The 24455-nt window shown below is 69.9% G+C and carries 24 protein-coding genes and 1 tRNA gene; 12 read left to right on the top strand and 13 right to left on the bottom strand.

Features of this window, described 5'->3' with window-relative positions:
* Positions 1 to 9: 9 nt before the first annotated feature.
* Together ACTWP9_RS32355 and ACTWP9_RS32350 are read left to right on the top strand one after the other, a co-directional pair.
* On the top strand, positions 10 to 1089 hold the full coding sequence (locus ACTWP9_RS32355; protein WP_443249904.1) for a 2Fe-2S iron-sulfur cluster-binding protein: 1080 nt from the start codon (positions 10 to 12) through the stop codon (positions 1087 to 1089).
* 118 nt (positions 1090 to 1207) lie between these two features.
* The gene (locus ACTWP9_RS32350) at positions 1208 to 2311 is read left to right on the top strand and encodes an acyl-CoA dehydrogenase family protein (protein WP_443249886.1); all 1104 of its coding nucleotides are present in this window, start codon (positions 1208 to 1210) and stop codon (positions 2309 to 2311) included.
* A 57-nt stretch (positions 2312 to 2368) separates the two neighbouring features.
* Here ACTWP9_RS32350 and ACTWP9_RS32345 read toward each other — a convergent pair whose 3' ends face one another.
* Genes ACTWP9_RS32345 through ACTWP9_RS32335 form a run of 3 tightly spaced genes read right to left on the bottom strand, consistent with a single transcriptional unit; the run spans position 2369 to position 4042 of the window.
* The gene (locus ACTWP9_RS32345) at positions 2369 to 2716 is read right to left on the bottom strand and encodes a rhodanese-like domain-containing protein (protein WP_443249885.1); all 348 of its coding nucleotides are present in this window, start codon (positions 2714 to 2716) and stop codon (positions 2369 to 2371) included.
* Positions 2713 to 3588 carry a J domain-containing protein gene (locus tag ACTWP9_RS32340; protein ID WP_443249884.1) on the bottom strand — a complete coding sequence of 292 codons (876 nt, stop codon included), beginning with the start codon at positions 3586 to 3588 and terminating at the stop codon, positions 2713 to 2715. Before ACTWP9_RS32340 ends, ACTWP9_RS32345 begins: the two co-directional genes overlap by 4 nt.
* Before the next feature lie 52 nt (positions 3589 to 3640).
* The gene (locus ACTWP9_RS32335; RefSeq protein WP_443249883.1) at positions 3641 to 4042 is read right to left on the bottom strand and encodes a winged helix-turn-helix transcriptional regulator; all 402 of its coding nucleotides are present in this window, start codon (positions 4040 to 4042) and stop codon (positions 3641 to 3643) included.
* A gap of 108 nt (positions 4043 to 4150) precedes the next feature.
* Here ACTWP9_RS32335 and ACTWP9_RS32330 point away from each other — a divergent pair, with 108 nt between their 5' ends.
* Positions 4151 to 4807: an FMN-dependent NADH-azoreductase gene (locus ACTWP9_RS32330; RefSeq protein ID WP_443249882.1), complete on the top strand. Its 657-nt coding sequence runs from the start codon at positions 4151 to 4153 to the stop codon at positions 4805 to 4807.
* A 104-nt stretch (positions 4808 to 4911) separates the two neighbouring features.
* Here the strand turns inward: ACTWP9_RS32330 and ACTWP9_RS32325 are convergent.
* Positions 4912 to 4995 (bottom strand) — tRNA-Leu (locus tag ACTWP9_RS32325).
* A 436-nt stretch (positions 4996 to 5431) separates the two neighbouring features.
* Between ACTWP9_RS32325 and ACTWP9_RS32320 the strand changes: the two genes are divergently transcribed.
* The 6 genes from ACTWP9_RS32320 to pknB all read left to right on the top strand — a co-directional run bounded on the left by ACTWP9_RS32320 (position 5432) and on the right by pknB (position 13514).
* Positions 5432 to 6253, top strand: coding sequence for an FhaA domain-containing protein (locus tag ACTWP9_RS32320; RefSeq protein WP_443249881.1), 822 nt, complete (start codon positions 5432 to 5434; stop codon positions 6251 to 6253).
* Between the two features lie 10 nt (positions 6254 to 6263).
* On the top strand, positions 6264 to 6770 hold the full coding sequence (locus tag ACTWP9_RS32315) for an FHA domain-containing protein FhaB/FipA (protein ID WP_443249880.1): 507 nt from the start codon (positions 6264 to 6266) through the stop codon (positions 6768 to 6770).
* 21 nt (positions 6771 to 6791) lie between these two features.
* Positions 6792 to 8477: a Stp1/IreP family PP2C-type Ser/Thr phosphatase gene (locus ACTWP9_RS32310; protein WP_443249879.1), complete on the top strand. Its 1686-nt coding sequence runs from the start codon at positions 6792 to 6794 to the stop codon at positions 8475 to 8477.
* Positions 8478 to 8491: 14 nt separating this feature from the next.
* Positions 8492 to 9910 (top strand): FtsW/RodA/SpoVE family cell cycle protein, encoded by a 1419-nt coding sequence (locus tag ACTWP9_RS32305; protein WP_443249878.1) that lies wholly within the window; start codon positions 8492 to 8494, stop codon positions 9908 to 9910.
* Positions 9907 to 11385: a peptidoglycan D,D-transpeptidase FtsI family protein gene (locus tag ACTWP9_RS32300; protein WP_443249877.1), complete on the top strand. Its 1479-nt coding sequence runs from the start codon at positions 9907 to 9909 to the stop codon at positions 11383 to 11385. The genes ACTWP9_RS32305 and ACTWP9_RS32300 overlap by 4 nt, the downstream gene beginning before the upstream one ends.
* 179 nt (positions 11386 to 11564) lie before the next feature.
* Positions 11565 to 13514: a Stk1 family PASTA domain-containing Ser/Thr kinase gene (gene pknB / locus ACTWP9_RS32295; RefSeq protein WP_443249876.1), complete on the top strand. Its 1950-nt coding sequence runs from the start codon at positions 11565 to 11567 to the stop codon at positions 13512 to 13514.
* A gap of 146 nt (positions 13515 to 13660) precedes the next feature.
* Here the strand turns inward: pknB and ACTWP9_RS32290 are convergent, their stop codons facing one another.
* From ACTWP9_RS32290 to ACTWP9_RS32265, 6 genes are all read right to left on the bottom strand, one after another.
* Complete coding sequence (locus ACTWP9_RS32290) at positions 13661 to 14485, bottom strand: class E sortase (protein ID WP_443249875.1); 825 nt, start codon at positions 14483 to 14485, stop codon at positions 13661 to 13663.
* 61 nt (positions 14486 to 14546) lie between these two features.
* Positions 14547 to 15911, bottom strand: coding sequence for a class E sortase (locus tag ACTWP9_RS32285; protein WP_443249874.1), 1365 nt, complete (start codon positions 15909 to 15911; stop codon positions 14547 to 14549).
* A complete protein-coding gene (locus ACTWP9_RS32280; RefSeq protein ID WP_443249873.1) occupies positions 15908 to 16579 on the bottom strand; it encodes an aminodeoxychorismate/anthranilate synthase component II in 672 nt (223 codons plus the stop codon). Before ACTWP9_RS32280 ends, ACTWP9_RS32285 begins: the two co-directional genes overlap by 4 nt.
* Entirely contained in the window at positions 16576 to 16785 is a 210-nt protein-coding gene (locus ACTWP9_RS32275) for a hypothetical protein (RefSeq protein ID WP_443249872.1), read from the bottom strand. Before ACTWP9_RS32275 ends, ACTWP9_RS32280 begins: the two co-directional genes overlap by 4 nt.
* Positions 16786 to 16872: 87 nt before the next feature.
* On the bottom strand, positions 16873 to 17661 hold the full coding sequence (locus tag ACTWP9_RS32270; RefSeq protein ID WP_443249871.1) for a class E sortase: 789 nt from the start codon (positions 17659 to 17661) through the stop codon (positions 16873 to 16875).
* A gap of 20 nt (positions 17662 to 17681) precedes the next feature.
* Positions 17682 to 18419: a DUF881 domain-containing protein gene (locus tag ACTWP9_RS32265; RefSeq protein WP_443249870.1), complete on the bottom strand. Its 738-nt coding sequence runs from the start codon at positions 18417 to 18419 to the stop codon at positions 17682 to 17684.
* Between the two features lie 101 nt (positions 18420 to 18520).
* Between ACTWP9_RS32265 and crgA the strand changes: the two genes are divergently transcribed.
* On the top strand, positions 18521 to 18784 hold the full coding sequence (gene crgA / locus ACTWP9_RS32260; RefSeq protein WP_443249869.1) for a cell division protein CrgA: 264 nt from the start codon (positions 18521 to 18523) through the stop codon (positions 18782 to 18784).
* 311 nt (positions 18785 to 19095) lie between these two features.
* On the opposite strand, the gene ACTWP9_RS32255 is transcribed toward crgA, so the two are convergent.
* Together ACTWP9_RS32255 and ACTWP9_RS32250 are read right to left on the bottom strand one after the other, a co-directional pair.
* Complete coding sequence (locus ACTWP9_RS32255; RefSeq protein ID WP_443249868.1) at positions 19096 to 19995, bottom strand: rhomboid family intramembrane serine protease; 900 nt, start codon at positions 19993 to 19995, stop codon at positions 19096 to 19098.
* A 109-nt stretch (positions 19996 to 20104) separates the two neighbouring features.
* Positions 20105 to 20632 (bottom strand): peptidylprolyl isomerase, encoded by a 528-nt coding sequence (locus ACTWP9_RS32250; RefSeq protein WP_443249867.1) that lies wholly within the window; start codon positions 20630 to 20632, stop codon positions 20105 to 20107.
* A 214-nt stretch (positions 20633 to 20846) separates the two neighbouring features.
* Here ACTWP9_RS32250 and ACTWP9_RS32245 point away from each other — a divergent pair, with 214 nt between their 5' ends.
* The gene (locus ACTWP9_RS32245; protein WP_443249866.1) at positions 20847 to 21584 is read left to right on the top strand and encodes a DUF5324 family protein; all 738 of its coding nucleotides are present in this window, start codon (positions 20847 to 20849) and stop codon (positions 21582 to 21584) included.
* A gap of 28 nt (positions 21585 to 21612) precedes the next feature.
* On the opposite strand, the gene ACTWP9_RS32240 is transcribed toward ACTWP9_RS32245, so the two are convergent.
* Positions 21613 to 22134 (bottom strand): STAS domain-containing protein, encoded by a 522-nt coding sequence (locus ACTWP9_RS32240; protein WP_443249865.1) that lies wholly within the window; start codon positions 22132 to 22134, stop codon positions 21613 to 21615.
* Between the two features lie 229 nt (positions 22135 to 22363).
* On the opposite strand from ACTWP9_RS32240, the gene ACTWP9_RS32235 reads away from it, so the two are divergent.
* Positions 22364 to 24418: an ATP-binding protein gene (locus ACTWP9_RS32235; RefSeq protein ID WP_443249864.1), complete on the top strand. Its 2055-nt coding sequence runs from the start codon at positions 22364 to 22366 to the stop codon at positions 24416 to 24418.
* The last annotated feature ends 37 nt before the right edge of the window (positions 24419 to 24455 follow it).

Below are 24455 nucleotides of genomic sequence, written 5' to 3'. Positions count from 1 at the left end.
GTGCCGACAGTGCCGACCTTCCACCCACTGCGCGTCCGCTCGGTCGAGCGGCTGACGGACGACTCGGCCGCGCTCACCCTCGACGTCCCGCCCGAGCTGCGCGAGATCTTCGGCCATGCCCCCGGCCAGCACCTCACGCTGCGGCGGGTGAACGAGCGAGGCGAGGAGATCCGCCGCACCTACTCGCTGTGCGACCCGGCCCGGTCCCGTCCCCCGACACTGCGGGTGGGTATCCGGCTGGTGGAGGGCGGCGAGTTCTCCACGTACGCGCTCAAGGAACTGACCGAGGGCAGCACCGTCGAAGTGCTGCCGCCCATCGGCCGCTTCGTACTGCAGCCCGCCCCGGGCCGGTTCGCCGCAGTGGTGGGCGGCAGCGGCATCACGCCCGTGCTGTCCATGGCCGGCACGCTGCTGGCCCGCGAGCCGGCGGCCCGCTTCTGCCTGATACGCAGCGACCGCACCACGGCTTCGACGATGTTCCTGGAGGAGGTCGCCGACCTCAAGGACCGCTATCCCGACCGCTTCCACCTGGTGACGGCCCTCTCTCGGGAGGAGCAGCACAGCGGGCTGCCCTCCGGCCGGCTGGACGCGGAGCGGCTGACCGCGCTGCTGCCCGCCCTCCTCTCCGAGTCCGGGGTGCGGGAGACGGACGGCTGGTATCTGTGCGGCCCCCTGGGGCTGGTCGAGGGCGCGACCGAGGCACTGCGGGCGCTGGGCGTGTCCAGGGCCCGCGTCCACCAGGAGATCTTCCACGCGGACACGGCTGTTGCGGCCGCGTCCGCTCCGCCGCCGGGCGCCCGGGCGATATCCGGCTCCGCCACGGTGAGCGCCACCCTGGGCGGCCGCGGCGGCAGCTGGCCCGCGCACCAGGGCGAGACGCTGCTGGAGACGGTGCTGCGGAACCGGACCGACGCCCCGTACGCCTGCAAGGGCGGGGTCTGCGGCACCTGCCGGGCCCGGCTGCTCGGCGGGGAGATCCATATGGACCGCAACTTCGCGCTGGAACCGGAGGAGTTGGACGCGGGGTATGTGCTGGCGTGCCAGTCGCATCCGCTCACCGAGAAGGTGGAGGTCGATTTCGACGCATGAGGGCCAAGGCGCCCGCCCCCGATGAAGTCCGCCCTCTGGTGAGTTCAGGCATCCGCCCCTAACCTGACGGCGCGTCAGTTCAGCGTCCCGTTCAGAGGCAGCACCCGGGGAGAGCGCCATGGACTTCAGCTTCAGCGAAGAGCAGCAGGCGGCCCAGGAAGCCGCCAAGGCCGTCTTCTCACCGGTGTCGCCCGATGCCGTGGACAGCCCGGCGCTGACACCGGGAGCGGTCGCCGACGACTTCGACCGGGCGCTGTGGCAGCGGCTGGCCCACTCCGACCTGCTCGGTCTTGCCGTACCCCGCGAGCACGGCGGCCTGGAGCTCGACCCGGTGGCGCTGTGCCTGGTGCTGCGCGAGGCGGGCCGCGTGCTGGCGCGCGTACCACTGCTGGAGACCAGCGCGGCGGCCCTGGCCCTCGCCACGTACGGCACCGAGGAGTCACGCGCCGCGCTGCTGCCCCGGATCGCGGCGGGCGAGCTGGTGGTCACGGTCGCCGGGCAGGGACGTACGGGCCATGAGCCCGCCGAGCACGCCGTGACGGCGAGCGCGGCACCCGGCGGGGACGGCTGGGTGCTGGACGGCGTACAGACCGCCGTACCGTGGGCGGCCACCGCGGACCTCACCGTCGTCCCGGCACACACGGCCGAGGGCCGCCCGCTGCTGGCGTTCCTGGCGCCCGGCACCGAGGGCGTCTCCCTCGCCGAGCAGGCGTCCACCAACGGCGAGCGCTACGCCGAGACAGCGCTGGAAGCCGTACGCGTACCGTCGCGCGACGTCATCGACGACCCGGAGGCTCCCGGCCGGCTGCATCGGCTGCTGGCCACCGGCACCTGTGCGCTGGCGCTCGGCCTGGGCAGTCGGGTGCTGGAGATGACCAGCGAATACGTCAGCCACCGCGAGCAGTTCGGGTTCCCCGTCGCCACGTTCCAGGCAGTGGCCGTCCAGGCGGCCGACCGCTATATCGATCTGCGTGCGATGGAGGCCACCCTCTGGCAGGCGGCCTGGCGGCTCGACCCGGTCGATGTGGCGGTCGCCAAGATGTGGGCGGCCGACGGAGTACGGAGAGTCGTGCAGACGGCCCAGCACCTGCACGGCGGCATGGGCGCCGACACCGACTATCCCCTGCACCGGTTCCACGCCTGGGCCAAGCAATGGGAACTCTCCTACGGCCCCGCAGCCGCCCACGAAGCGGCTCTCGCCGACCTGCTGGCCACCGGCTGACCTCCTGGCCCGCAATGGCGCGGGGCTGCCCGACAACGGCAGGCGGAGGGGCGGCCGTCAGCGTACGAAGGCGGACTCCGTGTCGCCCTCCAGGGGGCGCCCCGCGGCGTGCCAGGCGAGCATGCCGCCGTCGACGTTGACCGCGTCCACGCCCTGCTGGGCGAGGTAGGCCGCGACCTGCGCCGAACGACCACCGACGCGGCAGACGACATACACCCGCCCGCCCTCGCCCAGCCGTTCGGTCAGCTCGCCCTGCCGCGCGACGAACTCGCTCATCGGAATATGCAGGGCGCCGGGAGCCCGCCCGGCGGCCCACTCGTCGTCCTCACGGACGTCCAGCAGCAGCGCGTCGGCCGGTACGGAAGCGGCGTCCGTCTGCGGCACCTGCCCGGGAAGGGCGTTCATTCCTGCTCTCCCTCTCTCAGCCGGGCGAGCTCGCGCTCGCGCTCGGCCACCTGCCCGAGCAGTTGCTCGGCGATCTCTTCCAGCAGCGTGTCGGGGTCGTCGGGCGCCAGCTTCAGCATTGCCCCGATCGCACACTCCTCCAGCTCCGTGGCCATCGCGGCGAGCATCTCCTTGCGCTGCGCCAGCCACTCCAGCCGCGCGTACAGCTCTTCGCTGCGCAGCAGTTCGGCCACGGGTTCGGGCAGCGGGCCCGCTTCCCACTCCTCGGCGAGCGCGGCGAGCGCGGGCGCGTCGCCCTCCGCGTACGCCTTGTTCACCCGCACGAGGAACGCCTCCCGCCGCTCGCGCTCCGCCTCGTCCTGGGCGAGGTCGGGGTGTGCCTTGCGGACCAGGTCCCGGTACGCCTTACGGGCCTCCTCGCTGGGCCGTACCCGGCTCGGAGGGCTGACGGGCTGCTCGTTGAGCATCGCCTGGGCCTCGGGAAGCATGCCGTTCGAGTCGATCCAGCCGAAGAAGAGCTCATCGACCTGCGGCATCGGCAGCACGGCGCCACGTGCCGCGTCGGCCTTGCGGATGTCCTCGGGATCCCCGGTACGGGCCGCGATCGCCTCGGCGATCTGCGCGTCGAGCTCGTCGAGCCGGGCGTAGACGGGGCCGAGCCGCTGATGGTGCAGCCGGGAGAAGTTCTCCACCTCGACCCGGAAGGTCTCGACCGCGATCTCGTACTCGATCAGTGCGGTCTCCGCGGCCCGCACCGCCTTCTCGAGGCGCTCGGTACCGGGCTCTTCGCCTGCTGTGGGGCCTTCGCTCACCGTCGGGTCTTCGCTCGCCCTCGGATCTTCGCTCGCCTCGGCGGGGGAGTTGGCGTTCATCGCCACCACCCTACGACCGCGACGCCCCGACCCACCCCCGGAACGCCTCCGGTCACTCCCGGAACGCCTCCGGACAGGAAGCGGCCGACAGCGGAAGGTGACCGTCCGCCCAGCGCGTGAGCTCGACCATGGCGGGCCGCAGGGCGTGCCCGGAGTCGGTGAGGCTGTAGCTGACCCGCAGCGGCGGGCCCTCCTCGACGGACCGGGAGACCAGGCCGAAGGCCGCAAGCTCGGTGAGCCGGTCGGAGAGCATCCGCTCACTGATGCCCGGCACAGCACGGCGCAGCTCGGCGAAGTGTCCCGGGCCGCTCATCAGCGCAGCCAGGATCAGCCCCGTCCACCGCTTGCCGAGCAGGTGAAAGACGCGCGTGATGGCGCTCTCCGGCTCGGTGCAGACCGCAGCGGCCGTGGCGCGCTCCGGCGGCAGGTCGCGCATCTCTCCAAGCTCTGACATGCCACCAGGGTACTGCGTGCGGGCAAGTAGGTGCAGAAAAGTAAGTGGCTGTGTTATAACTAGTTACGTCGGAAAGTTCGACAGCTTACGAATCACTAGGAGTCCCCCATGGCCACCCTCCTGCACATCGACACCTCGGTCCACCCGGACGGTGCCTCCGCCTCCCGCTCCGTCACCGCCTCTTTCCGCGAGGCATGGGAGGCCCAGCACCCGGACGGAAAGGTGATCTACCGCGACCTCAACGCCGACCCGATCCCGCATCTGCAGGACGTGGTCGCGGCCGCAGGCTTCATACCTCCCCAGAACCACACCGCTGAGCAGGCTGCCGCCTTCGCACTGCGCGAGCAGCTGACCACCGAGCTGGAGCAGGCGGACGCGGTGCTGATCGGCGCCCCGATGTACAACTACACGGTTCCCTCGACCCTCAAGGCGTGGCTGGACCACGTGATCATCATGGGCCGCACCGCCGGCACGGAGAACCCGACGGCAGCCGGCAAGCCGGCCACGGTGGTCGCCAGCCGCGGCGGCGGCTACGGCCCGGGCACCCCGCGCGAGAGCTTCGAATTCGTACTGCCCTACCTGGAGAAGGTGCTGGGCGAGGGCACCCTCGGGCTGGATGTCGAGTTCATCGTGCCGGAGCTCACGCTGGCCGAGACGACGCCCGGCATGGAAAAGCTCATCGACCTGGCCAGGGAGTCCCGCGCCAAGGCGCACGAGGCGGCCCAGACCCGCGGCAAGACCCTCGCGACCCAGCTCGCCGCCTGAGACGGCAGGTTCGCCCGGGGCCCCAATGCGAAGGGTCACGGCGCGAGCACTGCGAGCAGACAGAGATAAGGCCCCCACCGGAACCCGGTGGGGGCCTTCTTCTGTGCGCGAGGGGGGAGTTGAACCCCCACGTCCTTTCGGACACTGGAACCTGAATCCAGCGCGTCTGCCTATTCCGCCACCCGCGCATCGGGTGTTGTCGCTTCGCCCGGTGGGGCGCCTGCCGACATCCAGAAGATTAGCACGCTGTCCGGGGTGGACTCACATCCGTATTCCGCCCCTGCTCGGACCCCCTCCGCAGGACACTCGGTGCGGGACCCAGCGCGGGCGCTCTACTATCCATGCGAGGGTGTAGAGCGGTACGAGCGACTGTGGGCGGGGGCACGCGCGGACCACTGTGAGGGGCAACACTTGAGCACCGGGCCCCGGTGGGGAACCAGTCGATTTCCTCGCGCGTGGATACGATCAGTAAGCAGTACCGCAGAAGCGTCGTGCCCGGATCCCGGACACTGGGAAACAGGTACGAAGCACGGCACCAGGCACGAAGCAGGCATGCGAGCAGGCACCAGGCACTAGGCACGAAGCAGGCACTAGGTCGGAGAGCATCTGGGAAGGAGGTGCGTCGTGGGAGTACTGAAGCGGTTCGAGCAGCGACTCGAGGGTCTCGTGAACGGCACCTTCGCGAAGGTGTTCAAGTCCGAGGTGCAACCCGTGGAGATCGCGGGCGCCCTCCAGCGGGAGTGCGACAACAACGCGACAATCTGGAATCGCGAGCGCACGGTTGTCCCCAACGACTTCGTCGTCGAACTCAGCCCGCCGGACTACGAGCGACTCAGCCCTTACTCGGGCCAGCTCGGCGACGAACTCGCCAGCATGGTGCGGGATTACGCCAAGCAGCAGCGCTACACGTTCATGGGCCCGATCAAGGTCAGTCTGGAGAAGGCCGACGATCTCGACACCGGCCTCTACCGCGTACGCAGCCGCACCCTCGCCTCCAGCACCTCGCAGCCACAGCAGCGCGGTGGCCCGACGCAGGCCGGCGCCGCAGGTGCGGGTGCGGGTGCGGGCTATCCGCCGCCGCCCGCTTCGGCGCCGCCCGCGCCCACGGCCCCGCCCACCTATGCGCCGGGTCCGTCCAGCGGCGCGGGCCCGCTGCCGGGCACCGAGACGCGGCGCTGGGTCGAGATCAACGGCAACCGCCACCAGATCTCCGGCCCGACCCTGGTGCTCGGCCGCAGCACGGAGGCCGACGTGCGGATCGACGACCCCGGGGTCTCGCGCCGCCACTGCGAGATCCGCGCGGGAAACCCCTCCTCGATCCAGGATCTGGGCTCCACAAACGGAATCGTGGTAGACGGACAGCACACCACGCGCGCTACGCTCCGCGACGGCTCACGCATCGTCGTGGGCAGTACCACGATCATTTACCGGCAAGCCGAAGGGTGAAGCGGGGGCAATGTCAGAGCTGACCCTCACGGTCATGCGGTTGGGGTTTCTCGCCGTACTGTGGCTGTTCGTCATCGTGTCCATCCAGGTCATCAGAAGTGACCTGTTCGGCACCAGGGTGACTCAGCGCACCGCCCGGCGGGCGGAAGCACAGCGCCCCGCGCAACGGCCCCAGCCCCAGCAGCCCCCGCAGAGCGGCGGCAGGCGCGGGCGCGGCCGGAACGCTCCCACCAAACTGGTCGTCACCGAGGGGTCGCTCACCGGCACCACCGTGGCCCTCCAGGGGCAGACCATCACGCTGGGCCGCGCGCACGACTCCACGATCGTGCTGGACGACGACTACGCGTCCAGCCGGCATGCCAGGATCTACCCGGACCGTGACGGAAAGTGGATCGTCGAGGATCTCGGGTCGACCAACGGCACCTATCTCGATCGGACCCGGCTCACCACACCGACGCCGATCCCGCTCGAAGCGCCGATCCGTATCGGCAAGACGGTCATCGAGCTGCGGAAGTAGTACCGACATGACGACCGGAGGGTGGGCACCGTGCGGATGTACCCGGAGCCGACGGGCGAGGTGCGCATGAGCCTGTCACTGCGCTTTGCGGCCGGATCACACGACGGCATGATCCGCGAGCACAACGAGGACTCCGGCTACGCCGGTCCACGGCTGCTCGCGGTCGCCGACGGGATGGGCGGCCAGGCCGCCGGCGAGGTCGCCTCCTCCGAGGTGATCTCAGCGATGGTCCAGCTCGACGAGGACATCCCCGGCTCGGACATCCTCACCTCCCTCGGTACGACCGTGCAGCGCGCCAACGACCAACTGCGCGTCATGGTCGAGGAGGACCCCCAGCTCGAGGGCATGGGCACCACGCTGACCGCGCTGTTGTGGACGGGCCAACGGCTCGGCCTCGTACACGTCGGCGACTCCCGCGCCTATCTGCTGCGGGACGGCCAGCTCACGCAGATCACCCAGGACCACACCTGGGTGCAGCGGCTGGTGGACGAGGGCCGGATCACCGAGGAAGAGGCCACCACGCACCCGCAGCGCTCGCTGCTGATGCGGGCGCTGGGCAGCGGCGACCATGTGGAGCCGGACCTGTCGATCCGCGAAGTACGGGCCGGCGACCGCTATCTGCTGTGCTCGGACGGGCTCTCGGCAGTCGTCTCGCACCAGACGATCGAAGAGACGCTGGCCAGTTACCACGGCCCGCAGGACACCGTGCAGGAGCTGATCCAGCTCGCGCTGCGCGGCGGCGGCCCCGACAACATCACCTGCATCGTCGCCGATGTGCTGGACGTGGACGCCCTCGGCCCCGAGGACACCCTGCACGGCCAGCTCAACGACACCCCCATCATCGTGGGCGCGGTCGCCGAGAGCCAGCAGCCGCTGGGCGGCGACAGCGCGGCCCGCAGCACCCCCGCGGCCCGCGCCGCCGAACTGGGGCGCGGCGGCGGAGTGCCGCAGCAGGGCCAGCCCGGCGCTCCGGAAGGGTTCGGCCCCCCGAACGCCGACCCGGGGGCGCCCCCCGGAGCCTTCGGCCCTTACACCGACGCGGACTTCGCCAAGCCCGGCAAGGGCAAGGGGCGCTGGCTCAAGCGCTCGCTGTGGATCGCGCTGGCGCTGGCCGTGGCCGGCGGCGGACTGTACGGCGGCTACCGCTGGACGCAGACGCAGTACTACGTCGGCTCCAACGAGGGCCACGTCGCCCTCTACCGCGGCATCAACCAGGAGCTGGCGGGCGTCAAGCTGCACAAGGTCGACCAGGACCACCCCGAGATCGAACTCAAGTACCTGGCCGGCTTCCAGCGCAAGGAGCTCCGCGAGACGATCGCGATGGGCAGCAAGGACGAGGCCCGCGACAAGCTGGACGAGCTGAGCGAGCAGGCGAAGGTCTGCAAGATCGTCGCCGAGGAGAAGAAGCAGCCCAAGGAGCCCGGGGACAAGGGCGGGAACAAGGACTCCGAAAAGCAGCGCAAGGACGAGCAGAACACGCCCGGTGACGCGGCCACCAACGGCGGCACCGGCACCGGCACCGCCGGTACGGGCACCGGTACCGCGGGCGTCGGCCAGGGCACCGCCGGTGTGGGCACCGCCCACAACGCCGCCTTCACCTCCGGCTCCACCAACGACACCACTGACGCCGCCTCCAGCACTCCCTCGCCGAGCCCCGAACTCTCGGAGAAGCAGCAGGAGCTGGCCAAGCAGTGCACCGGGCCGTAGGGGGCGGCACAGGCATGAGCAACCTCACCAACACGGGCAGCAACACCACCGTGTCCTCCGGCGGACTGCCGAGCCGCCGCAACACCGAGCTGGCGATGCTCATCTTCGCGGTGCTCGTCCCGGTCTTCGCGTACGCCAATGTGGGACTGGCCATCCACGACGAGTTGCCCTCGGGCATGCTCGGCTACGGCTGCGGGATGGTGCTGCTGGCGGGAGTCGGCCATCTGGTGGTGCGCCGGTACGCGCCGTACGCCGACCCGCTGCTGCTGCCGCTGGCGACCCTGCTCAACGGGCTCGGCCTGGTGCTGATCTGGCGGCTGGACCAGTCGGAGCGGCTGCAGCAGCGCGCCGAGGACCTGTTCGGCGCCTTCACGCCGGACGCCCCCAAGCAGTTGCTGTACTCGGCGATCGGGCTGGCGCTGTTCGTGGCGATCCTGATGTTCCTCAAGGACCACCGGGTGCTGCAGCGCTACACCTACATCTCCATGGCCGTCGGCCTGGTCCTGCTGGTCCTGCCGATGTTCTTCCCGCCGGTGAACGGCGCCCGGATCTGGGTGAACCTGGGCTTCATCAACCTCCAGCCCGGCGAGTTCGTGAAGATCATCCTTGCGGTGTTCTTCGCGGGCTATCTGATGGTGAAACGCGATGCGCTGGCGCTGGCCTCCCGCCGCTTCATGGGGCTGTATCTGCCGCGTGGCCGGGACCTGGGGCCGATCCTCGTCATCTGGGCGCTGAGCCTGATGATTCTGGTCTTCGAGACGGACCTGGGCACCTCGCTGCTCTTCTTCGGTCTCTTCGTGATCATGCTGTACGTCGCCACCGAGCGCACGAGCTGGATCGTCTTCGGTCTGCTCCTGTCGGCGGGCGGCGCCACGGCGGTGGCCACGTTCGAGCCGCATGTGCAGGACCGCGTCCAGGCGTGGCTGCACCCCTTCGCCAAGGAGACGATGGCGCAGAGCGACCAGATCGCCCAGGCCCTGTGGGCATTCGGCTCCGGCGGGGTGCTCGGCACCGGCTGGGGCCAGGGCAACTCGGACCTCATCGGCTTCGCCGCCAACTCCGACTTCATCCTCGCCACGGTCGGCGAGGAGCTCGGGCTGACCGGCATGATGGCGGTTCTCGTCATCTACGGGCTGATCGTCGAGCGCGGGGTCCGTATCTCGCTCGCCGCCCGTGACCCGTTCGGCAAGCTGCTGGCGGTCGGCCTCTCGGGCGCGTTCGGGCTCCAGGTCTTCGTCGTCGCGGGCGGCGTGATGGGCCTGATCCCGCTGACCGGTATGACCATGCCGTTCCTGGCGTCCGGCGGCTCCTCGGTGCTCGCCAACTGGGCACTGCTCGGCATCCTGATCAGGATCAGCGACACCGCCCGCCGTCCGGCGCCCGCGCCCGCCCCGTCACCCGACGCCGAGATGACTCAGGTGGTCCGACCGTGAACAAGCCCCTGCGCCGCATCGCGATCTTCTGCGGTCTGCTGGTTCTGGCCCTCCTTGTACGGACCAACTGGCTGCAGTTCGTCCAGGCCGACGAGCTCAAGACCGACCCGAAGAACAGACGGGTCGACATCGCGCGCTACGCCCAGCCGCGCGGCAACATCATCGTCGACGGCAAGTCGGTCACCGGTTCCACGGTCGTCAACGGCAACGACTTCAAGTACAAGCGCACCTACAAGAACGGCAAGCTGTGGTCGCCGGTCACCGGCTACGCCTCGCAGGCGTTCGGTGCCAACCAGCTGGAGAAGCTGTACGACCCGATACTCACCGGCGACGACGACCGGCTGTTCTTCAACCGCACCATCGACATGATCACCGGCAAGCCGCAGAAGGGCGGCAACGTCGTCACGACGCTCAACGCCAAGGCCCAGAAGGCCGCCTACGACGGGCTCGGTGACAAGAAGGGCGCGGTCGCGGCGATCAACCCGAAGACCGGCGCCATCCTCGCGCTGGCCAACAAGCCCTCCTACGACCCGTCCGCCTTCTCCGGCACCAGCAAGAAGGACAGCAAGGCGTTCAACGGGCTGCAGAAGAAGAACAACGAAGACGACCCGATGCTCAACCGGGCGCTGCGGCAGACCTATCCGCCCGGCTCGACGTTCAAGGTCGTCACCGCGGCGGCGGGGCTGGAGAGCGGCAAGTACGACCTGGACTCCAAGACCGACTCGGAAGACCCGTACAGGCTGCCGCAGACCCAGAAGAACCTGGGCAACGAGGGCAACAACCCGGCCTGCAAGAACGCCTCCGTCCGCGTCGCGCTCCAGTGGTCCTGCAACACCGTCTTCGCCAAGATGAGCGACCAGCTCAGCAACGAGGAGATGATGAAGGAGGCCGAGAAGTTCGGCTTCAACCGCGACCAGAACGACGACTCGCAGGACACCCCGGTCCGGCCGGCGCCCAGCATCTACCCCAAGGACAACCGGCCGCAGAACGCCATGGCGGGTATCGGCCAGGCGTCCAACCGCGCCACTCCGCTCCAGATGGCCATGGTCGCCGCCGCCGTCGCCAACGACGGCAAGCTGATGAAGCCCTACATGGTGGACCAGCTCGTGGCGCCGAACCTGAACGTGGTCGAACAGACCAAGCCCAAGGAGCTGAGCCAGCCGGTCTCGCCGGAGAACGCACAGAAGCTTCAGTCGGCCATGGAGACGGTCGTCGAGAAGGGCACCGGAGAGTCGGGCAAGATCCCCGGCGTCACGGTCGGTGGCAAGACCGGTACCGCACAGCACGGCGAGAACAACAAGGACAATCCGTACGCCTGGTTCATCTCGTACGCGAAGACGAGTGACGGATCTCCCGTCGCTGTCGCTGTCGTGGTGGAGAGTTCCGACACACTCCGCAGCGACATTGCAGGCGGCAAGCTGGCAGCCCCCATCGCCAAGAGCGTGATGGAGGCCGTCCTCGACGGGAAGCAGTGACGCACGCCAGCAGCATCGGGTGAGCCCGGTCACCACGGCCACATCAGGCACGCACCCTGTGGCGGGTACCGTATGCCGAGCAGCACACCGCCGTGTCGCAAGCCTGGGGGCACCGCCCGGCCGAAGGCTGGGGGAGTTTCACGCGCCGCGGCACGGAAGACCGGAGAGGGCTGGAGACTATGGAAGAGCCGCGTCGCCTAGGCGGCCGGTACGAGCTGGGCTCGGTGCTCGGCCGCGGAGGCATGGCCGAGGTCTACCTCGCGCAGGACTCCCGGCTGGGCCGTACGGTCGCGGTCAAGACGCTCCGCGTCGACCTCGCCCGCGATCCCTCGTTTCAGGCCCGCTTCCGCCGCGAAGCCCAGTCGGCAGCCTCGCTCAACCACCCGGCGATCGTCGCGGTGTACGACACGGGCGAGGACTACGTCGACGGGGTCTCCATCCCGTACATCGTCATGGAGTACGTGGACGGCTCCACGCTGCGGGAGCTGCTGCACTCCGGCCGTAAGCTGCTGCCCGAGCGGGCCATGGAGATGTGTGTCGGCATCCTCCAGGCGCTGGAGTACAGCCACCGCAACGGCATCGTCCACCGCGACATCAAGCCCGCGAACGTCATGCTGACGCGCAACGGCCAGGTCAAGGTCATGGACTTCGGCATCGCCCGCGCCATGGGCGACTCCGGTATGACGATGACGCAGACGGCCGCCGTGATCGGCACAGCCCAGTACCTCTCGCCCGAGCAGGCCAAGGGCGAGACCGTCGACTCCCGCTCCGACCTGTACTCCACCGGGTGTCTGCTGTACGAGCTGCTGACCGTACGGCCGCCGTTCATCGGCGACTCCCCGGTCGCGGTCGCCTACCAGCACGTACGGGAGGAGCCGCAGCCGCCCAGCGCCTTCGACCCCGAGATCTCGCCCGCCATGGACGCGATCGTGATGAAGGCGCTGGTCAAGGATCCGGACTACCGGTACCAGAGCGCCGACGAGATGCGCGCCGACATCGAGGCGTGCCTGGACGGCCAGCCCGTCGCCGCCGCCGCGATGGGCGCCGGCGGCTACCCGGAGGACCAGCCCACCACAGCACTGCGCGCCCAGGAGCCGCAGACCTCCATGCTGCCGCCGATGCGCTCGGAGGACGGCGGCTACTACGACGATCAGCACAGCCGTCGCAGGGGCAGGAACCCGTGGTCGACCATCCTGCTGGCGCTCGCCGTGATCCTGGTGCTCGTCGGCGCGATCTTCGTCGGCAAGGCGCTGCTCGACTCGCCCAACAACGATGTGGATGTGCCCAACGTCACAGGGCTGTCCGCGTCCGAGGCCGAGGACCAGATCGGCAACTCCGGGCTGAAGGCCACCAAGGGCGACAGCATCTTCTGCGACGAGAAGAAGGGCACCGTCTGCAAGACGGACCCGGGGGTCGGCGAGAGCGTCGAGCCCGACACCACCGTCAACATGATCATGTCCAAGGGACCGCGGGACAAGGCGCCCCGCAGCGTTCCGGGCGTCGAGGGCGATGTCTACGCCGACGCCAAGCAGAAGCTCCAAGAGGCCGGCTTCAAGGTCGCCAAGAAGCAGCAGGAGTCCGAGGACCAGCAGGCCGGTACGGTCATCGGCCAGGACCCCGGCGCCGGTGAGAAGGCCAAGAAGGGCTCCACGGTCACGCTGACCGTGGCCACCGAGTCCCGGCCCACCGTGCCCAACGTGGTCGACCAGCCCTACGACAAGGCCAAGTCCCAGCTCGAAGCGCTCGGCTTCAAGGTCTCCAAGACCGAACAGGACGACGAGACCAAGGCCGCCGGCACCGTGCTGAAGCAGAACCCGGGGCCCGGCACCAAGCAGGCGGAGGACAGCACCGTCACGCTGACCGTCGCCAAGGCGCCCGCCGACGAGCCCGCCACCGTGCCGGACGTCACCAACCAGAAGCTCCCCGCCGCCAAGAAGGCCCTCCAAGACGCCGGGTTCACCGTCGGCACCATCCATGGTCCGCAAGGCGGCAACGCCCTCGTCGTGACCACCACCCCGCCCCCCAACTCCCAGGGCAAGAAGGGCGACAAGATCGACATCATGACCCGCCCCGGCGGCCCCGACGAGGGCGACGGCGGCGGTGGCGGCGACGGCGGCATCTTCGGCTAGCTCCGCCGCTGAGGGCTTCGCCCCCTCACCCCCTTCGTCTCAGGATATGAGGGGGCGAAGCCCCCTCATATCCCCCAGCGCGACGGCGCGCAATCACGGCGTACAGGGTCCGGCGGAAAAAGCGACGGCCTCAACACCGCGCTCGCTCAACGGATCTCCGCAGGGGGCGTGCGGTCCTTGTCGACGTCTTCCGTGCGGACCAACTCGCCCCAGACGATGTAGCGGTAGCGCGAGGTGTAGACGGGCGTGCACGTCGTGAGGGTGATGTAGCGGCCCCGCTGCTTCATGCCCGAGCCCTTCGGGATCGGGTCCAGCACGTCGACGTTGTACTTCGACGTCTGCGGCAGGGTCTTGAACACCTTGTACACGTACCAGGTGTTCTTCGTCTCGAAGACGACCGGATCGCCCTTGTCGATCTTGTCGATCTTGTGGAACTTCGCCCCGTGCCCGTCCCGGTGTGCGGCGAGGGAGAAGTTGCCGGACTGGTCCTGCGGGAGCGCTGACTTGACGGGCTTGGTGTAGTAGCCCGCGATGCCCTGGTTCAGTTCCTTGGGGTCGGTGCCCTTCTTGACCAGGATGTCGTCGGACGACATCGACGGCACGTGCAGGAAGCCGATGCCGTCCCGGGTGTCGAGGTTTCCGGGGCCGCGGTCGGCGGCCCAGTGCTCGCGGACGCGGTCGCTCTCCTTCCTGGCCTGCCGGTCGGCGAGGACATTCGTCCACCACAGCGAGTAGACGACGAACAGCGCGAGCACCAGCCCGGCGGTGATGAGGAGTTCGCCGAAGACGCCGACCGCGCCGGCTATCAGCCCCCGGCGCGGCGTCGACGCGGACGGACGGCCGGATCCCGCGGAGTCGGCGCCGGGCTCCGCGGAACCGGCGCTGTCAGAAGCACCGGAGCCCTCACCGGAGGTGAACTCCGCCTCCTCGGCGGTCTCCTCAGCGGAAGTGTTCCGCTCGCCCTCGCTCACCTGTTGCCGCCTCCGCCGCTTTCTCGCTGGTCATCGCCCCGGGCCCGCCCGTCGTCGGGGTTCAGTCGACGAGCGCGTCCGGCTTGCCCTTGCTGCGCGGACGTTCGTCCACCATGATGCCCCAGACGATCAGACGGTACTTCGAGGTGTACTCCGGTGTGCAGGTCGTCAGCGTGATGTAGCGACCGGGCTTCGTGTAGCCCGACTTCGGCGGAACCGGGCCGATCACCCCCGTGTCGGACGGGGAGGTGGACGGAAGCTGGCGCGTCACCTTGTACGTGTAGTACTTGGACTGCGTCTCCACCACGACGACATCCCCGTACTTCAGCTTGTTGATGTAGCGGAACGGTTCGCCATGGGTGTTGCGGTGCCCGGCGAGCGCGAAGTTGCCCTTCTTGTCCCACGGCATGGCGGTCTTCAGGGGCTTCTCGTCGTAGTGGCCGACCATGCCCTTGTCGAGCACCTTCGTCTTGGAGATGCCCTGCGCGATGGGCGCGGTGACGTCGATCTTCGGCATGTGGATGATCGCGAAGCCCTCGCCCGGTTTGAAGGCACCGGCCTTGCGCGGATCCGTGCCGTCACCCGGCTTGTGCTCGTCCCACTGTTTGTGGAGCTGGTCGGTGGCGCCGCCCGCCTGCTGGTTGGCGAGGACATTGGTCCACCACAGCTGGTAGGCGACGAAGAGGAGCATCAGCACACCGCAGGTGATGAAGACCTCGCCGATGGCACGACTGGCGATGATGCCGGGCCCGGGCCGCAGCGCGCGGGCCGCCCTGCGTGCCTCCAACCGCGAGGGTCCGGGCGGGCGTTCGGTGTGCGGGCGCCCGCGGGGTGCCTCGACGCCGGTCCGCCGCGCCAACGCCTCCAGATGCGGCCTCCGCAGCCTCACGGTGGTGCCGTCCTCCGTGCGGCCCCGCTCCCCGCCGAGCGCCGTCTCGGGCTCGGAGGGCTGATAGCGCCCGGCCGCATACGGGTCGTGCCCGCCCTCCGGCACCTGCGGCCGGCCGAAGTCGGGTTCCTGTACGAACTGCTGCGGGTCCGGCTGCCGCGGAGCCGGCGTCGGTACCTGCTGAGGCGGCTGTACCGGCTGAGGCTGCTGCGGCTGCGGCTGGGGCTGCTGCTGCGCCTGCTGTACGGGCTCCACGTACGCCTCGTACGGCTGGTACGGCTCGTCGTACGCCTCGCGCGGTGCCGCCGCGTACCAAGCGGGTTCCTGGTCCGCCTCCGCCCCGTACAGGGCGTCAGCCGCCACCGGGCCCGGCTGCGGCGTCACCTCCGGCTGCGGCGGCTGCTGCTGCGGTTGCTGGCCCGGAAGGGGGTCGTTGAGCGGGTCGGCGAGGGCGTCGACGGCCGCACGGTACGGGTCGTACTCCGAGTCGGAGCCGTACCCTCCCGCCCCTGTGCCGTCACCGTGGCCCGTGGTCACCCCGTGACCGTCCCGAATCCGGCTCCGCGCGGCACCCCCAGTCCCGCGGAGCGCTCCACAGCCCCGGCGTCCCCGCACCGCACCAGCCAGTTGGCCAGCATCCGGTGGCCGCCCTCGGTGAGGACGGACTCGGGGTGGAACTGCACGCCCTCGACCGGGAGCTCGCGGTGGCGCAGCCCCATCACCAGATCGGCACCGTCGACCGCTGCGCCACCGGGCGCCGTCCAGGCGGTGATCTCCAGCTCGGCGGGGAGTGTGCCGCGTACGGCCAGCGAGTGGTAGCGCGTCGCGGTGAAGGGCGAGGGCAGCCCGGCGAAGACGCCCGCGCCCTCGTGGGAGACCACCGAGGTCTTGCCGTGCAGCAGTTCCGGGGCCCGGCCGACGACACCGCCGTAGGCAACGGCCATCGACTGCATGCCGAGGCACACTCCGAAGACCGGGATCTCGCGGGTCGCGCAGTGCCGCACCATGCCGATGCAGACCCCGGCCTCCTCGGGCGCGCCCGGGCCGGGGGAGAGGAGTACGCCGTCGAATCCCTCTTCGGCGTGCTGCGGCTCGACCTCGTCGTTGCGCACCACCTCGCAGGTGGCGCCGAGTTGGTAGAGGTACTGGACGAGGTTGAAGACGAAGCTGTCGTAGTTGTCGACTACCAGGATGCGGGCGCTCACGCCGTACCTCCGGGGACTGTGCCGGTGAGTCCGGTGATGTGGTCGGCCGCGCCGTCCACCGTCACGTCGTTGAACGGGAGCATCGGCTCCGCCCACGGGAAGACGTACTGGAAGAGCAGGAAGACGACCCCGACCACCAGCACCATCGAAATCAGTGCGCGTACGTACACGTTGCCCGGCAGATGCCGCCAGATCCAGCCGTACATCCCGCGATGCCGTCCTCTCTCCTCCTGCGCCACACCGGGCACGCGTGCCGTTCGGCCCACCCAAGAGTACGGCGTCAGGGTACGGCGTCAGCCCTGGAGCGCGTCCGGCCTCCCCTCGCCGGCCGGGCGGGTGGCGTCCAGGCGGGCCCAGGCGATCAGCCGGTGGCTGCTGCCCCACTCCGGATCACAGGTCGTGAGGGTGAGGTAGCGGCCGGGGCGGTCGAAGGGGGTGGCGGCTTTGTTGACCGGCGCGGGAACGGAATCGAGCACTCCGGTGTCCCCTGGCAGGGTGCGGTAGGGGCGCCGGGTGAGCGTGTAGGTGTACCAGGTGCCACCGTCGGTGACGTAGACATGGTCGCCGGGGCGCAGCCTCGGGAAGTCCTTGAAGGGGTCTCCGTAGGTACGGCGGTGGCCGGCCACCGCGAAGTTGCCCCGCTGTCCGAGGCCCGCCGTGCGGGTGTAGTGGCCGAGGCCCTTGCGCAGCGTCGTCGCGCGGGTGTTCTCCAGGACGGGCCGGGACCAGTCGCGGCCGAAGCGGGGGATGTACATGACGGCGAAGGACCTGCCGTCCCGGTAGCCGACGCCTGCCGCGCTCCGCCCGGGTGCACCGGTGCCGCTGCCGTTGCCCTCCCGTGCCTGTCCGCCGTCCTGGCCACCATTGGGTGACGCGTCCGCGCCGCCGGTCTCCCCCTCGCCGGAGCCGCCGTCCACGGGGCCGGACGACCACTCCTTCTGGAGCCGGGCGATCTCGTCGTCGGAGGCACTGTCGGCGCGCAGTCCCGTCCAGTAGAGGAGATGGACGACGAAGAGCACGATCAGGATGCCGACGGTGATGCACAGCTCGCTGAGGCTTCGAACGACCGCTCGTAACGCCACGCCGTCTCACTCCCGCACGGTCACTCCAGGGGCTTGGCCTGCCGGAGATCCACTGTGCCGGAGTAGCCGGGAAGAGTCAGTGCCTTGTGCTCGTCGACTTTCCAGCCGAGTCCGTAGGCATCCACGTATTCGAGGTAGTTGCGGATGGCCGGGGCCTTGTCGAGGGCCGCGTGCAGCTTCTCCCGGTCGCCGACGGCGCTGACCTTGTAGGGCGGGGAGTAGACCCTGCCCTGCAGGATGAGGGTGTTGCCGACGCAGCGCACGGCGCTGGTGGAGATCAGCCGCTGGTCCATGACCTTGATGCCCTTGGCCCCGCCCTGCCACAGCGCGTTCACGACGGCCTGGAGGTCCTGCTGGTGGATGACCAGATCGTTGGGTTCGGGGTCGGGGAGCCCGGGGACCTTGGCGGTGGCGTTGGTGGGGGCGTCGTCGAGGGTGACGGTCAGCCCCTGGCCGGAGAGCTTCTTGAGGCCGGCCTGCTCCTCCAGCGCGCCGAGTTTGCGGTCCTCGTCCCGGGTGCTGCCGTCGTCGCGCCTGGCGAGTCTGTCGACCTGACGGCGGAGCCCTGCGGCCTGGCTGTCGAGCTCGGTGTTCTGTCTGCTGCGCTCCTGGATGAGGTCGGAGAGCCGCAGCATGGAACTGTCGCTGCGGATGTTCGTCCCTTGCGCCGTGTTGAAGCTGACCCAGAAGATGAGTCCCGCGAGGGCGAAGACGCCTATCGCGGCCAGCCGTGCAGGCCGGATCAACGATCTGGTCACCGTACCCTTGTCTCCCTCCGCCCTGGGAAAGCACTACGCTAACGGACCACCGTCCCGTGGGCCGTACGGCGGTCAGCAGAGCATCGACAGGAGAGTCTCTCGTGCCGAAGTCACGTACCCGGAAGAAAGCGGACTTCACGCCCCCGCCGGAGAAGCAGGCCACCAAGATTGATCTGAGCAGTGGTGGTGGCCGCCGCTGGGTGGCGCCCCTGATGCTGGCGATGTTCGGGATCGGCCTCGCCTGGATCGTGGTGTTCTATGTCACCAACAAATCGCTTCCCGTCGAGTCGCTGGGCAACTGGAACATCGTGGTCGGGTTCGGCTTCATCGCCACCGGCTTCGTCGTCTCCACCCAGTGGAAATAAGAGTTATCCACAGGCTGATCCACAGCCTTGGAAAACTCACAAGATCTGTGGATAACTTTCCGGGCGTTGACGCCGATGTGATCGCTTGGGCCGCACGGAGAGTCCTGGTCGGCCAAGCAATCGCAAGGGAAACGCACACCTGAGCGAGGGTGGCCCCGGACGGGCCACTCCATGCACAAGATTCCGCACTCGCTGTGGACAACCCGGGGCCGGGCCCTCTTTCGAGCACCTTACGAGGGGTCCGGCACCCGGTTGTCCACCGGGTCGGCGGCAGCCGCAGGCGCCGGGCTCCGCGCCTGCTCAGCGGTGCTTCAGCCGAGCTGGAGCGTCCGGATCACCAGCAGCATCACGACCAGCCCCAGCACCAGCGCGAAGGCGCCGTACTGCACCAACGCCCTGCGCTCGCGGGGCGCGTGGACCATCGCGTAGGCCAGCAGTATGCCCGTGACCAGGCCGCCGACGTGCGCCTCCCAGGCGATGTTCTCCCAGGTGAAGGTGAAGACCAGGTTGATCGCCAGCAGGATCAGGATCGGCCGCATGTCGTAGCGCAGCCGCCGCATCAGCACGGCCGTCGCGCCGAACAGTCCGAAGATCGCGCCGGAGGCGCCCAGCGACGCCTGCTGCGGCGCCACCAGCAGATAGGTGACCGCGCCGCCACCGAGCCCGGAGAGCAGATACAGCCCCAGGAAGCGCACCCGGCCCAACGCCGCCTCCAGCGGCGGGCCCAGGAACCACAGCCCGAGCATGTTCATCGCGATGTGCCAGATCTCCTGGTGCAGGAACATCGAGGTCAGCAGTCGGTACCACTGCCCCTCGGCGACGCCCTCCAGCGGGCCGTACGGCTCGGTCACCGCCTTGCCGAAGAGCAGCAGCTCGTCCAGCAGCCGGTCGCCGACCGAGAGCACCGCGATGAAAACGGCGACGTTGATGCCCAGCAGCACCTTGGTGACCAGCCGCGAGTCCTCCGTGACGTGGCCGCCCGCTACCGTCCTGGGCCGATTGGCGCCCGGCCGGTGTCCGGTCCCCGAGCCGGAGCGGACGCACTCGGGGCACTGGAATCCGACGGAGGCCGGCACCATGCACTCGGGGCAGATCGGCCGCTCGCAGCGCGTGCACGAAATTCCCGTCTCCCGGTCGGGGTGCCGGTAGCAGTGCTGCGGCGCCCGCCCTTCGGCCCCGCCCCCGGGTTGTCCGTCCTGCTCCACGCTCACCCCTCCAGTGTCCGTACGCACCAGCCCCACCCGCCCTGAATACGGACGGGTGGGGCGTGCGGTTCCCCGCCGTTCGCTTGCTGCCGCTCGGTGACGACTCCGGTGACGGCTACTGCCGCTCGATGACGACGGATTCGAGCACGACGTCCTGGAGCGGACGGTCGGTGCGGGGGTTGGTCTGAGTGTTACTGATCTTGTCGACCACTTCCTGGCCGGCCTTGTCGCTGACCTCGCCGAAGATGGTGTGCTTGCCCGTCAGCCAGCTGGTGGCGCCGACGGTGATGAAGAACTGCGACCCGTTGGTGCCCGGCCCCGCGTTGGCCATGGCCAGGAGGTACGGCTTGGTGAAGGCGAGATCGGGGTGGATCTCGTCGCCGAACTCGTATCCCGGGCCGCCGGTGCCGTTGCCCAGCGGGTCCCCGCCCTGGATCATGAATCCGCTGATCACCCGGTGGAAGACGGTGCCGTCATACAGCTTCGCCGTGGTCTTCTCCCCCGTCTCCGGGTTCGTCCATTCGCGGGAGCCCTCGGCGAGCTCGACGAAGTTCTTGACCGTCTTCGGCGCGTGGTTCGGGAAGAGCTGAACGCGGATGTCGCCGTGGTTGGTCTTCAGGGTGGCGTGGAGTTGCTCAGCCACGATCTACCTTCCATCTGTCTGCATTGACTCCCCCGATCCTCCCACGGACGCTGGAGCAAGCGGCTGACCCGGATGCCCGACCGGGAGATGCCGGGCAGAGCACAGGCAGGCATGATCTTCGAAACAGGTGGAAAAACGACTTCCTGTCCTCCGTAGCCGCAGAGGCTGCCGGAGAGACTGCACCCGAGTCATGAGCCACCGAGGAGGAGGAACCGTGACCGCCAGGAAAAGCGTGCGCGCTGCGACCGGCACCGCCAAGGAGAGCGTGCGCCACGCCGCGGAGGTGGTGAAGCCCCATGCGGGCCAGGCCAAGGACACCGCGGCGCGCTACGCGCAGGAGGCGAGTGCGCGGCTCGGGCCGAAGGTCTCCAAGGCCGCCGAGCAGGCCCGCCACTCCGCCCGCGAAGGATACGAACATTACGTCGGCCCCCGGGTCGCCCAGGCTCGTGACGCCCTCCCGCCCGAGGTCGAGGTCGCCGCGGGCCGCGCGGCCAGGCGCACCCGTAAGGCCGCCCGCAAGGCGGCGGACTACGCGGCTCCACGCATCGAGAGCGCGGTGACGGAGGCCCGCGCCGCCGCCGGACCAGCCCGGGAGGAAGCGGTGCAGCGCGGGGCCGCCGCCGTGGCCGCGCTGCGCGGTCAGGTGACGGTCGAGGAGATCGAGAAGCTCTCGCGCCGCCGCCGCAGGCGCTCCAGCACCGGCCGGTTCCTGCTGCGTGCGGGCCTGGTCGGACTGGTGGCGGGCGGCGCCTATGCCGCCTGGCGCTGGTGGGACCGGCAGGCGAACCCGGACTGGCTGGTCGAGCCGCCGGCCGCGACGGAGGTCGGTGATCGGGCGTCGCTCTCAAGTGTGAACGGCTCACCCGCCGAGAGCGGGGAAAGCGGGCTCGATCCGGAGGTCAAGGCCAAGCAGGAGGACGCGGAGTCCGAGGACGGCCACAAGAAGAAGTAGCGGCCGGTGACGCCAGGGGGCGGGAGATTCAGCTCTCCCGCCCCCTGGCTGTGACCTCGCCGTCCTCCGCGTCCCTCGGGTCCCACGGACTCATCGGGCCCCGCGCGCTCCCCGGGTCCTTAAGGGACGGCACCGGGGCCAGCACGTCCGACAGCCCCGTGATCTGCAACAGCCGCAGCACCCGTGAATCGGCGCACACCAGGGTGAAGGTGCCGCCGCTGGCCAGCACCCGGGAGCGGATGTCCACCAGGAGGGCCAGACCGCTGCAGTCGATGAAGGTGACGGGCCGCAGATCGGCGACGAGTCGTGGGGCAGCAGCGGTGGTCAGCGCGTACAGCTGGGGCGTGGTCTCGAGCACCACCGCGAGGTCGATCTCCCCGTGCAGCTCGACCACGGTACGGCCGTGCTCCGTACGGGTGAGCACCGTGCCGGCCGGGCCCTCTTCCTCGTCGGCGGCGTCCGCGGCCCAGCGCTCCTCGCCCGCCGCCCAGGGCTCCTCTCGTTCGGTGGAGGACAGCCTGCGGCCGCTCTCGTCCGGGTGCGGTGCCATCGGTGCCCTCACGTATGACCTTGTGACCGTAGGAGTCCGGGGGAAATCGGCCCGTAAGCATAGGCAGGGGCCTTGGGGGTGGCGCTGCGCCACCCCTGCATCGTCACCCGAACGAGTGTAAAAACCCAATTCTGCTTGCGAGTTGACGCCTCACTCTCACGAGTTCTCCGCATCCGGAGAAACACCGAAGTGGCGGACTACGGGCCGACCGGCCGTGAAAACTGAACCTGTGCAGCAGCAGAACATCCTTGAGGAAACGAGTTCGTTCGTCGGAAGGGCGGCCGAACTGGCGCGGCTGACCGGAGCGCTCAGGGAGCACCGACTGGTGACCCTCGTCGGCGGAGCCGGAGTGGGGAAGTCCCGGCTCGCGCTGCACGCCCTGAGCGCCGCCCCGCCCGAGGAGTCCCGGAGCATCTACTGGGCCGACCTGTGGCCGCTGCGGAGCGACGAACTGCTCGCCGCCACGGTGGCCGACGCCCTCGGCCTGTCGGACCACACCCCCCGCATACCGCTGGACGCGCTGTGCGGCTGGGTGGCCGACCGTGCAGTGCTTCTCGTACTCGACTCCTGCGAGCACCTCGTGCCGCACTGCCGGCACCTGGTCGGCGAGCTGCTGACCGCGTGCCCGAACCTGACGGTGCTGGCCACCAGCCGGGAGCCGCTGGGCATGCGCTGCGAGGCCGTGCTGCCCGTACCGCCGCTCGCGCCCGCCACCGAGGCGGTGACCCTCTTCGGACAGCGCGCCGAAGCCGTCGGCAGACCGCTGCGCGAGGTCTGTGACCAGCGGCTCGCAGCTCGGCTGTGCGCCCGGCTGGAAGGGGTGCCGCTCGCCCTGGAGCTGGCCGCGGCACAGCTTCGGCACCGCACGCTGGCCGAGACGGCGGACCGGGTCCGCTCCGGCCTGGACCTGCCCGACGGCCCCGCGCACCCCGCCGACAGCCCCCGGCGGCCCGCACGGCACAGCGCGGTACGGACAGCGGTGGGCTGGAGCCACGAGCTGTGCCGCCCCACCGAACGGCTGCTGTGGGCCCGGCTGACCGTCTTCCCCGGCAGCTTCGACGCCGACCTCGCCGAACGGGTCTGCGCGGGCGGCCCGTTGAACCCCGCAGAGCTGCGCGCCTGCCTGGCCGGGCTGGTGCACAAGTCGGTCGTCATGGCGGAGGCCGGCCGCTACCGGCTGCTGGAGACCATCCGCGAGTACGGCCGGATGTGGCTGCGGGAGCTGGGCGAGACCGAGCACGTCGCCGACCGGCACGCCACAGCGGTGGTGGAACTGTCCCGGCAGGCCCGTACCGAATGGCTGGGGGCCCGCCAGCAGGCGTGGTACGAGCGGCTGGAGGAGCTCTACCACGACGTGCTGGAGGCGCTGCGGTTCCTGCTGGGCGTCCGCCCCGCGGCGGCCTTGGAGCTGGCCGGAAACGTGGCGTTCTTCTGGGTGTGCTGCGGCCACCTCTACGAAACCCACCACTATCTGGAGCTGGCGCTGGGCTGCGCCCAGGGGCCGAGCGCGGCACGGGCGCGAGGGCTGTGGTCACTGGGGCTGGCCAGGCTGCTGCAGGGCGACCATGAGGCGGGCCGCACCTTCGCCGAGCTGAGCCGGCAGGCGGCAACCGATTCCGGCGACGAGGACGGGCTGCGCCAGGCCGCCTATCTGGAGGCCCTCGCCGCGCTGCTGACCGGACGCCCGCTGGCGGCCCTGGCGACGACCGACGCGGCGCTGCGGGACGCGGACGCCGAAGACCGCCGGCCGCCCGCGTTCGGCGACGTCCTGTGCCGCCTGGTGCGGGCCTTCGCGCTGACCGGCGCGAGGCGGCTGAAGGAGGCCCGCCGCGAGGCCGAGGCGCTGCGCCGGGAGTGCGTACGGCTCGGGGAGTACTGGACCCGCTCGTACACCGACTACCAGCTGGCACTGATCGCGCTGTTCGAGAGCCGCGCGGGTGCGGCCGGTGCGCATGCGCGGGACATGCTCGACGCCAAGCGGCGGATCGGCGACCGCTTCGGTATCGCTCTCGGCCTGGAGCTGCTGGCAACCGCCTGGGCCCAGCAGGGCGAAGCGGAGCGGGCCGCCCTCGCGTACGGCGCAGCGGTGCAGCACTGGGAGATGGTGGGGCACCCGCAGCGCGGCACCCCCGAGGTGGCCCCGCTCCGCGACGAGGGCCAGGCCGCGGCCCGGGCCCAGCTGGGCGACGCCGCGTACGAGGCGCTCTTCCGCAGCGCACTGCATGCCGACCGCGACCACGTGGTGACCTGGGCGACCCGCCCCGACCCGGAACCACACCTGTGAGGGCCCGACCGTTCTGTGAGGGCCCGACCGACGTCCA

Origin of the sequence: Streptomyces sp. 3N207 (genome assembly GCF_052246355.1) — a bacterium.
Lineage (GTDB): Bacteria > Actinomycetota > Actinomycetes > Streptomycetales > Streptomycetaceae > Streptomyces.
Note: the sequence above shows the minus strand (reverse complement) of the source record. Positions and strands in the feature narration are given on the sequence as shown.

Coding starts and splice junctions, on each gene's coding strand:
- ACTWP9_RS32275 (WP_443249872.1), bottom strand. CDS start 16,785: ATGTACGGCTGGATCTGGCGGCATCTGCCGGGCAACGTGTACGTACGC.
- ACTWP9_RS32240 (WP_443249865.1), bottom strand. CDS start 22,134: ATGGCACCGCACCCGGACGAGAGCGGCCGCAGGCTGTCCTCCACCGAA.
- ACTWP9_RS32345 (WP_443249885.1), bottom strand. CDS start 2,716: ATGAACGCCCTTCCCGGGCAGGTGCCGCAGACGGACGCCGCTTCCGTA.
- ACTWP9_RS32335 (WP_443249883.1), bottom strand. CDS start 4,042: ATGTCAGAGCTTGGAGAGATGCGCGACCTGCCGCCGGAGCGCGCCACG.
- ACTWP9_RS32315 (WP_443249880.1), top strand. CDS start 6,264: ATGTCAGAGCTGACCCTCACGGTCATGCGGTTGGGGTTTCTCGCCGTA.
- pknB (WP_443249876.1), top strand. CDS start 11,565: ATGGAAGAGCCGCGTCGCCTAGGCGGCCGGTACGAGCTGGGCTCGGTG.
- ACTWP9_RS32340 (WP_443249884.1), bottom strand. CDS start 3,588: ATGAACGCCAACTCCCCCGCCGAGGCGAGCGAAGATCCGAGGGCGAGC.
- ACTWP9_RS32305 (WP_443249878.1), top strand. CDS start 8,492: ATGAGCAACCTCACCAACACGGGCAGCAACACCACCGTGTCCTCCGGC.
- ACTWP9_RS32330 (WP_443249882.1), top strand. CDS start 4,151: ATGGCCACCCTCCTGCACATCGACACCTCGGTCCACCCGGACGGTGCC.
- ACTWP9_RS32350 (WP_443249886.1), top strand. CDS start 1,208: ATGGACTTCAGCTTCAGCGAAGAGCAGCAGGCGGCCCAGGAAGCCGCC.